11 protein-coding genes are annotated in these 13,576 nt (G+C 46.0%); 6 read left to right on the top strand and 5 right to left on the bottom strand.

Going from position 1 to position 13,576, the window contains the following annotated elements; genetic code table 11:
• Nucleotides 1-452: EF-Tu C-terminal domain-related protein (locus FHQ23_RS08690; protein ID WP_139613978.1), on the top strand; the 452-nt coding region annotated here is incomplete at its 5' end.
• A gap of 82 nt (nt 453-534) precedes the next feature.
• Nucleotides 535-1,023, top strand: a complete 489-nt coding sequence (locus FHQ23_RS08685; RefSeq protein WP_139613977.1) for a hypothetical protein — start codon at nt 535-537, stop codon at nt 1,021-1,023.
• A gap of 77 nt (nt 1,024-1,100) precedes the next feature.
• Here the strand turns inward: FHQ23_RS08685 and FHQ23_RS08680 are convergent, their stop codons facing one another.
• Nucleotides 1,101-1,595: a YfbU family protein gene (locus FHQ23_RS08680; protein ID WP_139613976.1), complete on the bottom strand. Its 495-nt coding sequence runs from the start codon at nt 1,593-1,595 to the stop codon at nt 1,101-1,103.
• 26 nt (nt 1,596-1,621) lie between these two features.
• Complete coding sequence (locus FHQ23_RS08675; protein WP_139613975.1) at nt 1,622-2,371, bottom strand: MlaA family lipoprotein; 750 nt, start codon at nt 2,369-2,371, stop codon at nt 1,622-1,624.
• Between the two features lie 317 nt (nt 2,372-2,688).
• Here FHQ23_RS08675 and carA point away from each other — a divergent pair, with 317 nt between their 5' ends.
• The 4 genes from carA to carB all read left to right on the top strand — a co-directional run bounded on the left by carA (nt 2,689) and on the right by carB (nt 9,055).
• Entirely contained in the window at nt 2,689-3,840 is a 1,152-nt protein-coding gene (gene carA / locus FHQ23_RS08670) for a glutamine-hydrolyzing carbamoyl-phosphate synthase small subunit (RefSeq protein WP_139613974.1), read from the top strand.
• 14 nt (nt 3,841-3,854) lie between these two features.
• Nucleotides 3,855-4,709, top strand: coding sequence for a PhzF family phenazine biosynthesis protein (locus FHQ23_RS08665; RefSeq protein ID WP_139613973.1), 855 nt, complete (start codon nt 3,855-3,857; stop codon nt 4,707-4,709).
• 26 nt (nt 4,710-4,735) lie between these two features.
• Nucleotides 4,736-5,770, top strand: coding sequence for a PDDEXK nuclease domain-containing protein (locus tag FHQ23_RS08660; RefSeq protein WP_139613972.1), 1,035 nt, complete (start codon nt 4,736-4,738; stop codon nt 5,768-5,770).
• A gap of 90 nt (nt 5,771-5,860) precedes the next feature.
• Nucleotides 5,861-9,055 carry a carbamoyl-phosphate synthase large subunit gene (gene carB, locus FHQ23_RS08655; protein ID WP_139613971.1) on the top strand — a complete coding sequence of 1,065 codons (3,195 nt, stop codon included), beginning with the start codon at nt 5,861-5,863 and terminating at the stop codon, nt 9,053-9,055.
• Between the two features lie 63 nt (nt 9,056-9,118).
• Here carB and acs read toward each other — a convergent pair whose 3' ends face one another.
• The 3 genes from acs to FHQ23_RS08640 all read right to left on the bottom strand — a co-directional run bounded on the left by acs (nt 9,119) and on the right by FHQ23_RS08640 (nt 13,551).
• Nucleotides 9,119-11,083 (bottom strand): acetate--CoA ligase, encoded by a 1,965-nt coding sequence (gene acs, locus FHQ23_RS08650; RefSeq protein ID WP_139613970.1) that lies wholly within the window; start codon nt 11,081-11,083, stop codon nt 9,119-9,121.
• Nucleotides 11,084-11,334: 251 nt separating this feature from the next.
• Entirely contained in the window at nt 11,335-12,681 is a 1,347-nt protein-coding gene (locus tag FHQ23_RS08645) for a GntP family permease (protein WP_139613969.1), read from the bottom strand.
• Between the two features lie 93 nt (nt 12,682-12,774).
• Entirely contained in the window at nt 12,775-13,551 is a 777-nt protein-coding gene (locus tag FHQ23_RS08640) for a 3-hydroxybutyrate dehydrogenase (protein ID WP_139613968.1), read from the bottom strand.
• Nucleotides 13,552-13,576: the final 25 nt, after the last annotated feature.

The following is a 13,576-nucleotide window of genomic DNA, read 5'->3' as shown; positions in this document are numbered from 1 at the left end:
TCGTCGGTATCAAAGCGACCACCAAAACCACGGTTACCGGTGTTGAAATGTTCCGTAAACTGTTAGACGAAGGTCGTGCAGGGGAGAACATCGGTGCGTTGTTGCGTGGTACCAAACGTGAAGAGATCGAACGTGGTCAAGTCTTGGCAAAACCGGGTTCAATCACACCACACACTGATTTCGAATCAGAAGTGTACGTATTGTCTAAAGATGAAGGCGGCCGTCATACTCCGTTCTTCAAAGGCTACCGTCCACAGTTCTATTTCCGTACAACGGACGTAACCGGCACCATCGAGTTACCGGAAGGCGTGGAAATGGTTATGCCTGGCGATAACATCCAAATGGTTGTTAGCCTGATTCACCCAATCGCGATGGATCAAGGCTTACGCTTTGCGATTCGTGAAGGTGGCCGTACAGTAGGTGCGGGTGTTGTAGCGAAAATTATCAAATAATTGCGCTGCAAGATATCTCGAAAAGGGTGAACTTCGGTTCGCCCTTTTTGCTATTTGCCGCCTGATAAAAGAGAACCATTCTATGTTACCGATTAATCTGTTTTATGGTCTGCTCATTCTATTAATTTTGCTGCCATTAATTATTTTCCGTTTTAGTCGTTATAAAAATTCCTTGAAAATAAATCGTTATTTGGCATTGGGCTTGGTGACATTGGCTGCTTTGCTGTGGGGAGCAGTAAATCAATTGGTGGTTGTGACTAATGATAATCAGGCACGAGAATACGCACTGTTTTTTCCGCAGCAATATCAGTTGGCAAACCAACAACAACTTGCAGTGCCCTATCAATTTGGTTGGCGCAAAGCAACCGTTATTAATGACAGTCGGCAGCCGTTGATTTATGAAACTGTGAAATATGGTAGCTCGGAAATTGAAATGCAAGTGATAGGGATTTTACCATATGCAATGATGAAAAATTTGCCTGAGCCGATCAGCTACAGTTTTAGTGAGCCGCCAAGTGCGGTACGCTTAACCTTTATTGGGTCGGATTTAAGAGGTTGGATTCATCGCTGAAAAACTATCGGATAAAACCGCACTTTTAGCAGATGATGAGGCAAAGTGCGGTCTTTAATAACTTTTATAACAATAGGTTAAGCATTCAAAATCTGTTTGATTTCAGCAATACTCAAATGGAATTGACGTGGGCATTTATGCCATACATCCAGCATTTTACTGTATTTGTCCCACATCGGGGTTTGCGCATCACAGCCGTTCGGGCATTGAATCAAATCCCGATATTTTTTATCGTTCTCCGCAATAAATCCCAGATAATTCAGATATTTTTTCTCGCGGATTGCACAATAGCCTAAGAATTTCAAACGATGAGCAGTCAAATCTTCTTTGTGATGCAAATTATTATAAGAGACTTGCAACGCTTGATACATCTCTAAAGTGTTGATTACTGCTTTGCACTCTTCTTCACTTATCTCACTGAAATCTTTATATAATTCTTTCAAATCTAGCTTATAACCGCCTTTGATGATATTCTGGTTGCGTTTATATTTTCCGGCATTGTTTTTGTCGAGTAATGCCATCAATTCATACTGATTGATTAGAATCAGGCGTTGTGTGAGTGTCAGTTCCATAGCATATTCCTTTATTCAATAAATAATTAATCGATTTCTTTGAGTTCGTCTTCTGATAAGGTTTCTTTAATTTCGCTACCTTGCTTACCATCGCTGATTTTAAATTCTAGATTTTGGAAATAAGCTTCACGCACTGTGAGATAGCTGTCTTGCGACTGTGCCAGAATAGGGTCTTGGCTGAGTAAATTAGCACGACGATCAACGGCTTGTACGCTAAATTTTAATGCTGACCAAGGGCCTAATAATGATAGCGCCGGATAGGTATGGTCAACCAATCTGCCCAAATCTTGGCGTGGGGTAGCAGGGCCATATAATGGCACCATTACATAAGCCCCAGTGCCGACACCATAGCTGCCGAGCATGTCACCGAATGAGCGTGAGCCTTCTGTGCGCAAGCCTTCGCTGGCACTGGCGATATCCATCATGCCAGCTAAACCGAAGACGGAATTGATCCAAAAGCGGTTGAAATGCACCATCGCTTTGCTAAATTCACCCTCTAATAAACGGTTTACAAAGCTTGCCGGTTCATCCAAATTATTGGCAACATTGACAAGTGCGGTTTTAGCCGGCTGCGGCACATATTCTTTCCAGCCTGTGGCAATAGGTTTCAGTAGATAGGGGTCGGCAACGTTATAGTTGAAATCCCACATGGTGCGGTTAAAACCTTCCAACGGATCTTGGCGTTGTCCGGTGGTTTGGTCAATACTTGAGCAGGCACCGATCGTTGTGGCTAATATCAGTGGCAGCCAACATTTAATCGAATTAGATTTTTTCATATTGCGGTTCCATTGCAAAAAGAGTGGTTTTATTTTAGCAAGTTTAGGGGTAAAGAACAGCTTTTATTCGTTTCGCTAATCAGGTAAATAGCAATAAAATTGAATTTTTATTCATTTTATTGCATATTTTTTCATTTAGTATATAGTTTAAAAATTATTTGTCTTGAATTGCGCGTGTTGCTCCATTACAATAATTTGCTCAATTTTGCTACATTTCAGCGACCTTTTATACAGCAGGAGCAATGAGTAACGCATCGGGCTACAGCGCCAGTGTTTATCTAAAATTGAATATAAAATGATTATTCCGGGAGAGATTCATGTCTGAACCAGCCATTTTAGTCTTAGCTGACGGCTCTGTTTTCCACGGCACTTCGATTGGTTATCAAGGCCATACCATCGGCGAAGTGGTTTTTAATACCTCAATGACGGGCTATCAAGAAATTTTAACCGACCCGTCCTACACCAAACAAATTGTCACCCTCACCTATCCACATATCGGCAACACCGGCGTCAATCAAGAAGATTGCGAAGCGGATAAAGTCTATGTTTCCGGCTTGGTGATTCGCGACTTACCACTGATTTATAGTAGTTTCCGTAGCGAACAAAATTTATCAGAGTATTTAGTCGCCAATAAAATCGTGGCGATTGCCGATATTGATACCCGTCGTTTAACCCGTTTGCTGCGTGACAAAGGTGCGCAAGCCGGCTGCATTATGGCGGGGGAAATTGACGAAGCCAAAGCGCTGAAACTGGCGCAAAGTTTCGGCAGCATGGCAGGTAAAGATCTGGCGCAAGAAGTGACTTGTGACAAGGTTTATCGTTGGGAGCAAGGCGAATGGAAGTTGGGGCAGGGCTTCAGCCATAAAGACGCCGGACGCTATCATGTGGTTGCCTATGATTTTGGGGTGAAACACAATATTTTGCGCATGCTTGCCGAGCGTGGCTGCCAAATCACCGTGGTGCCGGCAAAAACCAGCGCACAAGAGGTGTTGGCACTGAATCCGGATGGTATTTTTCTCTCCAATGGACCGGGCGATCCGGAACCGTGCGATTATGCGATCACAGCGATCCAGCAATTATTAGCCAGTAAAAAACCGATTTTCGGTATCTGCTTGGGGCACCAATTGTTAGGTTTAGCGGTGGGTGGTAAAACCAAAAAAATGACTTTTGGACACCACGGCGCCAACCATCCGGTGCAAAATCTTGCCACTGAGCAGGTGTATATCACTAGCCAAAATCACGGTTTTGAAGTGGACGAAGCCAGTTTGCCGGACAATGTGACCGTGACGCACCGCTCTTTGTTCGACAATTCAGTGCAGGGCATTGAACTGAGTACCCAATCGGCGTTTTCTTTCCAAGGACACCCTGAAGCCAGTCCAGGACCGCATGATATTGCCGAACTGTTTGACAAATTTGTGCATGAAATGGAAGTGGTGCGACACACCCATACGCCGCAGGTTGTGGTTTAAACAGGAATATACCCATGAAAAGCTATGCTTATCAGTTGGTTAATGTGTTTGCCGAAAGCCATTTCGACGGCAATCCGTTGGCGGTGTTCCCGCAAGCGGACGGACTGAATGAGCAGCAAATGCAACGGATTGCCCGTCAATTTAATTTGTCGGAAACCGTGTTTGTACAACGCAGCGATAGGCAAAGTGCGGTCAGAAAACTGAAAATTTTCACCCCTGAGTATGAAATGCCGTTTGCCGGACACCCGACCATCGGTGCGGCGTTTGTGTTACACCGGCAGTTGGGGTTGTCTGATAATTATCAGTTACAAACCGAGGCGGGTTTGGTTAGGCTGCAACATCAAACCGATAACATCACTTTTGCTTTAAGTAACGGTGCGCAGTTAAAGCCGTCGGCATTAGACAAAGCCGACTGTGCCGAGTTGTTGGGCTTGCAACCGTGTGATATTGCCGCTGAACCTATATGGGTGAATACTGGCACGGAACAACTATTGTTGCGATTAAATTCGGCGCAAGCGGTGGCAAATTGCCGTATCAATACCGCACTTTTGCTGCAAAAAGCGGTATCGCAAAGTGGGGAAGCGCAGTTGTATGTGTGGTTTGAACAGCAGAATAAAGTCAAAGTGCGGTTGTTCTTTTCCGCACACGGCGAAGTGCGTGAAGATCCGGGCACAGGCTCTGCCGCCGCCAATTTAGGCGCTTGGGCGCTTCACAACCAACGCACGCCGTTAAACTGGCAGATCACCCAAGGCGATGAAATCGGACGGCCGAACCGCTTGAGCTTAACTGTGGACGAGCAACAGACCATTTATGTCGGCGGCAAGGTAATCCCCGTGGGACAAGGTGAATTTTGGGTTCCTGAAGATTAACGAGAATATTAGCAAGAGAAAAAACTATGCCAAAACGTACCGATATAGATATGTCTAATGGCACTTATATCAATGATATTAAATATATTCTTGCAACGGCTCGTCAACAGGCTTATGCCGCTATTAATTCAGCAATGGTCGATGCCTATTGGCAAATCGGTAAACGGATCGTGCAAGAAGAACAGTGTGGACAAGCGCGTGCAGATTATGGCAAAGAAGTGATTAAGCAAGTTTCCCAAGTGCTGAGCCAAGAGTTTGGTAGAGGATTTGGGGAGCGAAATATTCGTAATTTTCGCCAATTCTATTTGATGTTTTCGGATTTAGATATTTGGAAATCAGTGATTTCCAAATTAACGTGGACTCATATTCAGCGGGTATTAAAAATTCAGAATGAGCAAGCCAGACGTTATTATTTAATTGAAGCCGCTGAAAACCATTGGTCGGTCAGAGTGTTAGATCGAAACATTTCAACGCTCTACTATGAACGTTTACTTGCTAGCGTAGATAAAGAACCCGTGCATACGGAAATGCAACAGAAAAGTGCGGTGTTACAACCCTGCGATTTTATTAAAAATCCGACCGTTTTAGAATTTCTTCGATTACCGACGCATTATAGCTATACCGAAGCGGAACTGGAAAAGGCATTGATCGATAATTTACAGCAGTTTATGTTAGAGCTTGGTAAAGGGTTTGCGTTTGTCGCGCGACAACAGCATATTCGGACAGAAAACAGTGATTTTTTTATTGATTTGGTTTTTTATAATTATCTGATTAAGTGTTTTGTTATTGTAGAGTTAAAAACCGATAAGCTGACACACCAAGATATTGGGCAATTAGATATGTATGTCCGAATGTACGACGATTTAAAAAAACAACAAAATGATAACCCAACAATCGGATTATTGCTTTGCACTGAAACGGATAGCATTGTGGCGAAATATTCAGTCTTAAAAGACAACGCTCAACTTTTTGCTAGTAAATATATCCCTTATTTACCTACAGAAGATGAATTGGTCCGCGAAATTGAACAACAAAAATTACTGTTTGAATTACAACGTTAGAGAATGCAGGTTTAAGTGGCAATTTTAAACAACGGTTAAATTTACCATTAAGCGTTTTCAAAAACAGATTTAAAACAAAGAGAGAGAACTATGCCAAAACGTACAGATATAAAAACTATCTTAATCATCGGTGCAGGTCCGATTGTGATCGGGCAGGCGTGTGAATTTGATTACTCAGGGGCGCAGGCATGCAAGGCGTTGCGTGAGGAAGGCTATAAAGTGGTGCTGGTGAACTCCAACCCAGCGACGATTATGACCGATCCGAATATGGCGGACGTGACCTACATCGAGCCGATCACGTGGCAAACGGTGGAGAAAATCATCGCCAAAGAGCGTCCAGACGCAATTCTACCGACTATGGGCGGGCAGACCGCACTTAACTGTGCCTTGGATCTCTCAAAACACGGGGTGTTGACGAAATATAACGTCGAGTTGATTGGCGCAAAAGAAGACGCAATTGATAAAGCAGAGGATCGCGGTCGCTTTAAAGATGCGATGACCAAAATCGGCTTGAGCACGCCAAAATCTTTTGTTTGCCACACGCTGGAAGAAGCTTGGAAGGCGCAGGCGGAAGTGGGTTTCCCGACCTTGATTCGTCCGTCGTTTACCATGGGTGGTTCTGGTGGTGGGATTGCCTATAACAAAGATGAATTTAATATAATTTGCGAACGTGGTTTTGATGCTTCGCCAACCCACGAGCTGTTGATTGAGCAGTCGGTGTTGGGCTGGAAAGAGTATGAAATGGAAGTGGTGCGAGACCAAGCGGACAACTGCATTATCATCTGTTCGATTGAAAACTTCGACCCGATGGGCGTGCATACCGGCGATTCGATCACCGTTGCTCCGGCGCAAACCCTGACCGATAAAGAGTATCAAATTATGCGTAATGCCTCGTTGGCGGTGTTGCGTGAAATCGGCGTCGATACTGGTGGTTCGAACGTCCAGTTTGCGATCAACCCTGAAAATGGCGAGATGATCGTGATTGAAATGAATCCGCGCGTCAGCCGCTCTTCGGCGCTGGCCTCGAAAGCAACAGGCTTCCCGATTGCCAAAGTGGCGGCGAAATTGGCAGTCGGTTACACCTTAAACGAACTGCGCAACGACATTACCGGCGGTTTGATTCCGGCTTCATTTGAGCCGTCGATCGATTATGTGGTGACCAAAGTACCGCGCTTTGCCTTTGAAAAATTCCCGAAAGCCGATGACCGTTTAACTACCCAGATGAAATCAGTGGGCGAAGTGATGGCGATGGGGCGTACTTTCCAAGAGTCATTGCAAAAAGCGTTACGTGGTTTGGAAACCGGCATTTGCGGTTTCAATTTAAAAACCGAAGATATGGAGAAATTGCGCACCGAGATTTCCAATCCAGGGCCTGAACGGATTCTGTATGTTGCCGATGCGTTCGGGATCGGCTGGAGTTTGGAAGAGGTGTATCACTATTCCAAAATCGATCCGTGGTTCTTGGTGCAAATTCGCGATTTGGTGCAAGAAGAACTGGCACTGGAAAAGAAAACACTGGCAGATTTGGACTACACCGAACTGCGCCGTTTAAAACGCAAAGGCTTTGCCGACCGCCGTATCGCCCAGTTGGTGAAAAGCACTGAAAGTGCGGTGCGAGAATTACGTCATCAACTCAATCTGCATCCGGTGTATAAACGGGTCGATACCTGTGCCGCCGAGTTTGCTTCGGATACCGCCTATCTATATTCCTGCTATGAGGAAGAGTGCGAAGCCAACCCGACCAACCGTAAAAAAATCATGATTTTGGGCGGCGGTCCGAACCGGATCGGGCAAGGGATTGAATTTGATTACTGCTGCGTGCATGCTGCGCTGGCTTTGCGGGAGTCCGGCTTTGAAACCATTATGGTCAACTGTAATCCGGAAACCGTTTCCACCGATTTTGATACCTCCGATCGCCTGTATTTCGAGCCGCTGACGCTGGAAGAGGTGCTGGAAATTATTCACGTTGAAAAACCGTACGGTGTGATCGTGCATTACGGCGGACAAACGCCGTTGAAACTGGCAAATGCGTTACACGAAAACGGCGTGCATATTATCGGGACTTCCGCTGACAGCATTGATGCTGCTGAAGATCGCGAACGTTTCCAAAAAGTACTACATAAATTAAACCTGAAACAGCCGCCGAACCGAACCGCACGTAATAGTGAAGAGGCGCTAACCTTGGCAAATGAGGTTGGTTATCCGCTAGTGGTGCGCCCGTCGTATGTCTTGGGCGGACGGGCGATGCAAATTGTGTATAACGATGAAGAGCTACAAACCTATATGCGTGAAGCGGTGCGGGTTTCCGACGACAGCCCGATTCTGCTTGATCACTTCCTCAACGACGCAATTGAAGTCGATGTCGATTGTATTTGCGATGGTGAAGATGTGGTGATCGGCGGCATTATGCAGCATATCGAACAAGCTGGTATTCACAGCGGCGACTCGGCGTGCTCGTTACCGCCGTATTCGTTAAGTGCGGATATTCAAGACGAAATTCGTCGTCAAACCGCCGCAATGGCGTTTGAGTTGAAAGTGGTCGGCTTGATGAATGTCCAGTTTGCGGTGCAAAACGGCACCATTTATGTGCTGGAAGTCAATCCGCGCGCCTCGCGCACCGTGCCTTTTGTCAGCAAAGCTACCGGTGTGCCGCTGGCGAAAATTGCCGCACGGGTGATGGCGGGTATCAGCCTGAAGCAGCAAGGAATCAACAAGGAAGTGATCCCGAACTTGTATTCGGTCAAAGAAGCGGTGTTCCCGTTCATTAAATTCCCAGGCGTAGACACCATTTTAGGACCTGAAATGCGCTCGACTGGTGAAGTGATGGGCGTGGGTAAAACTTTCTCCGAAGCGTTTTTGAAAGCGCAAATCGGTGCAGGCGAACGCTTGCCAAAACTGGGTAAAATTTTCTTGTCGGTCGAAAATGCGGATAAGCCGAAACTGGTTGAAATTGCCAAACGTCTGCAAGATTTAGGCTACGGACTATGTTCGACGTTGGGTACGGCAAGATTTTTACGTGAACACGGCATCGGCGTGCAAATCGTGAATAAAGTGCGTGAAGGGCGACCGCACATTGTTGATGCGATCAAAAATGGTGAAATCGCCATGGTGATCAACACCGTCGGCAGCATGCCGGAATCGGTTGCTGACAGCCACTCGATCCGCAGCAGCTCGCTGCAACAACGGATTCCAGTGTACACCACCATCGCCGGCGCTGCCGCAATCAGCCAAGGTCTGAACAGCATTAATGAGACTGAGGTTTATCGTTTGCAGGAGATGAATTAGTTGATTTGAAATAGAAAGAGCGGTTTATGATGAAGCTCAAAACCGCTCTTTGTAATTTAGTAACTACAACACTTGCCGTTGCAGCTGCCCAATAATTTGTGGATTTTCCAAGGTGGAGACATCTTGGGTGATGACTTCGTTTTTGGCAATCGAACGTAGTAGGCGGCGCATAATTTTGCCGGAGCGGGTTTTTGGCAGGTTTTCGGCAAAGCGGATATCTTCCGGGCGGGCGATTTTGCCTATCTCTTTTGAGACCCACTGTTTCAACTCTTCCGCTAAATCGCGTGCTTCTTGTCCGTCCGGAAGTGCGGTATTCAGCACGACAAACGCCACCACCGCTTCGCCTTTAATTTCATCCGGTTTGCCGACCACGGCTGCTTCGGCAACTTGCGGATTGGCAACTAATGCTGATTCGATCTCCATCGTACCCAAACGGTGTCCGGATACGTTCAGTACATCGTCGGTGCGTCCTAAAATCCAGAAATAACCGTCTTCGTCACGGTGTGCCGAGTCGCCAGCAACATAGTATTTTCCGCCTAACTCTGTCGGGAAATAGGTGGCTTGGTAGCGTTTATCGTCATTCCAAATTGTGCGCAACATCGATGGAAACGGACGTTTAATCACCAAAATTCCCCCGCTTTGTCCGCTGACTTTTTGTCCATTTTCATCGACTACATCCGCCATAATGCCTGGTAACGGCAAAGTACAGGAGCCCGGTTTCATCGAGTTGATGCCCGGTAGCGGGGAGAGCATAATCGAACCGGTTTCGGTCTGCCACCAGGTATCGACAATTGGGCAGCGTTCTTTGCCGATCACTTGATACAGCCACATCCATGCTGATGGGTTGATCGGCTCACCGACACTGCCGAGTAAGCGCAACGATGAGAGATCATATTTGTTCGGAATCCAGTCGCCGACCCGGGTCAAAGAGCGGATCAAGGTCGGTGAGGTGTAAAACACACTGATTTTATGCCGTTGGATGATCCGCCAAATTCGTCCGGGATCAGGATAGCTAGGCACACCTTCGTAAATCACTTGCGTAGCGCCGTTTGCCAACGGACCGTAACACACATAGGAGTGTCCGGTGATCCAACCGACATCAGCGGTGCACCAATAAACATCATTCGGTTTGTTATCAAAGACGTTGCGGAAGGTATTGATCGCCCCCAGCAAATAGCCGGCGCTGCTGTGCACAATGCCTTTCGGTTTGCCGGTAGAACCTGATGTGTACAGGATAAACAGCGGATCTTCAGAATTCATCCACTCCGGTTCGCAAAACTCCGGCTGGTGCTTCGACAATTCGTGCCACCACAAATCGCGTCCGTTGCGCCAAGCCGTATCAATATTCAAGCGGTAATACACCACCACGTTTTCTACCGTCGGACAGCCCATATCCAACGCTTCGTCAACGGTCTCTTTCAATGGGATAATCTTGCCGCCGCGCAGTCCACCGTTGGCGGTGATCACCAATTTTGCACCAGCATCTTCGATGCGATCGCGTAAAGCACCAGCAGAAAAGCCACCGAACACCACCGAATGCACTGCGCCTATCCTGGCACAGGCTTGCATTGCAATCACGGCTTCTGCCAACATCGGCATATAGATCACCACTCGGTCGCCTTTGCCGATGCCCAATTCACGCAGCGCATTGCCAAAACGGCACACCCGATTATGCAATTGCGCATAGCTAAAGCTGCTGACTTGACCGAAGTCAGATTCAAAGATAAGTGCGGTTTTGTTGCCTTTGTCAGGCAGATGGCGATCCAAACAGTTGTAGGATACATTCAGTTTGCCATCCGGGAACCACTTATAAAATGGTGCATTGCTGTCGTCAAAAATCGTCATAAACGGTTTTTTCCAACTGATCAAATCACGAGCTAAATCTGCCCAATACTGTAGATAATCCTTATCGGCAAATTCCCACAGATTTTGGTAATCCTCCAATTGCCCGATATTGGCAGCTTGGCGGAAATCATCACTCGGCTTAAAAATACGGTTTTCTTTTAATACGGAATCAAAGTGTTGCATAATCGGCGTTCCTCTTAACGATGTCGCAGGGAATGTTACAGGAAGCGAAAGAAAGCAAACGATCGCTGAAATTAAAAACGGACGGTATTACCCTATATGAAGTTAAAAAAATGAGCAATAGTTGTTAATGGTTTGTTTCAAGAGGTGGATCACAAAATAGAAGAATTTATAGGGGGGTGAGCGAGAAAATGATACATTGCTCACAAATTGATCGACATGGTGAACGGATAGATCACCATGTCGAATCGGTATTATACGATGCCGAGACTGGCCAAGCCGATAACCGTAATTAACGAGATGGTCGGAATGACGAGTGATACCATGGCAATATCAAAGTAGCTTTGGCGATGGCTCATGCCTGTAATCACTAATAATGTTAAAACCGCGCCGTTATGCGGCAAGGTATCCAGCCCACCGGAGGCAATGGAAGCAACACGATGGAAATGTTCGATATTTAAACCCTGTGTCATTGCCAGTTCATAATACTTTTGCCCCAAACTTTCTAGTGCAATTCCCATGCCGCCGCTGGCGGAACCGGTTGCTCCGGCAAGTGCGGTCACGGACACTGCTTCTGAAATCAGAGGCGAGCCTTTAATATTCAATAGAAAATCAGATAGGATTGCAAATCCGGGAACAGCCTTCACGACAGAACCAAAGCCAACGGCTGCCGAGGTGTTGACAATCGCCAATACGGAGCCGTTTGCTCCTTCGTTGATGGCTTTAATGAAATGTTTATACTGTGCCGCACTCAGGACTAGAATCAGGATAATCCCGATAAGCAATGCAATTATTATTGATAACTTGGCTACGTTTAGTGCGACAACAACAGAAATTAGCGGCAACATAGAGAACCAGAAATTGGGTTTACTATTTTTTATTGGCTTAACAACTGTTTTTGCCTGGTCTGATGAGGCTTTTGCCAAATTCTCTTCATCTTCAGTTTGCACGACTTGCTTGAGTTCTGGTTCAACAAACACCAATCCTTTGCTACGAAGTGCGGTTTCACGATAAACCAACCAATAGTAGCCTAAAACTGCCATAATCAGTGCCGATACAATGCCCATTAACGGAGCGGCGGCAGGTGTGGTATGGAAATAATGGGTCGGAATTAAATTTTGAATTTGTGGCGTGCCGGGAATGGCGGTCATGGTGTAAGTGAATGCGCCCAAGGCAATGGTACCCGGCAAAAGTTGGCGGGAGATATTGGCTTGGCGGAATAGTGCAACCCCTAGCGGATAAACGGCAAAAACAACCACAAACAGGCTGACGCCACCATAGGTGAGAATTGAACAGGCGACAACCACCGCCAAAATCGCACGTTTTGCTCCTAACCATTTGCTAATGGTTTCAGCGATGGCGTTTGCCATTGAGGTTACTTCCATCAATTTGCCGAAAATTGCGCCCAACATAAAGATTGGGAACCAGGTTTTGGCAAAACCGACGAAACCACTCATGTAATCACCGGTATAAGCCGTCAATAAGTCTAATCCGCCAAATAATGCGACGACACCGGCGGCTATTGGGGCGACCCAAATAATCGACCAGCCCCAAAAAGCCAATACAATGATGATCGTCAGACCAAGCAGGATTCCTAACATATTCATTCTCCTGTCTATCAATACAGAAATAAAATTATCGGTCGAGAAAAGCCGATGTCGTCCCTGAAATCGGCTTTGGTCAGTTTACGTTTATTATTGTGCAGTGTAGCCTGCATCAATCACTAAGTTGGTTCCTGTGATGTGTTTGGCGCAAGGACTGGAGGTGAACAGAACCAAACTAGCAATATCGTCGATATCAATTAATGTTTTTTGCGGAATCAGTGGATATAGCACCTCTTCCAGCACATTTTCCAGACTGACATTGCGGGTTTTGGCTAAATCTTTCATTTGATTCAGCACCAATGGCGTTTCAATATATCCTGGACAAATCGCATTGATGGTAATCCCGTCTTTAGCACACTCGAGCGCAGCGACTCGTGTGATTCCGATGATCCCGTGTTTAGCGGCATTATAGGCTACCTTACCGGCAAAACCGACTAAACCGTTGATGGACGATATATTGATAATCCGTCCGAATTGTTGTGCTTTCATGATCGGGAGACAGTGCTTAATAGTAAGAAAAGAAGCCCGCAACATAATTTGGATCATCAAATCGAATTTTTCGGTCGGAAAATCTTCTATCGGTGCAACATGCTGAATACCGGCATTATTGACAAAAATATCCAGTCTGCCGAAATGCTTGTGCGTCGTTGAGATTAAGTTTTCAATCTCGGCTTCTTTTGTAACATCCGTTTTTACCGCCAACAGATTCGGGTGATTTAACTCTTGCAGCCGTGCTGCCAAGGCTTCTTCATTAATATCGCTAATCACAACTTTTGCACCGTTTGCCAAAAATTTTTTCGCCATATGTAAGCCGATACCGCTGGCTGAACCTGTAATGACAGCAACTTTTCCGTTTACATCAATCATTTTTAACCTCAACTTGTTATTATTA

Origin of the sequence: Testudinibacter crocodili, from assembly GCF_006228025.1 — a bacterium.
Classification (GTDB): Bacteria; Pseudomonadota; Gammaproteobacteria; order Enterobacterales; family Pasteurellaceae; genus Chelonobacter.
Note: the sequence above shows the minus strand (reverse complement) of the source record. Positions and strands in the feature narration are given on the sequence as shown.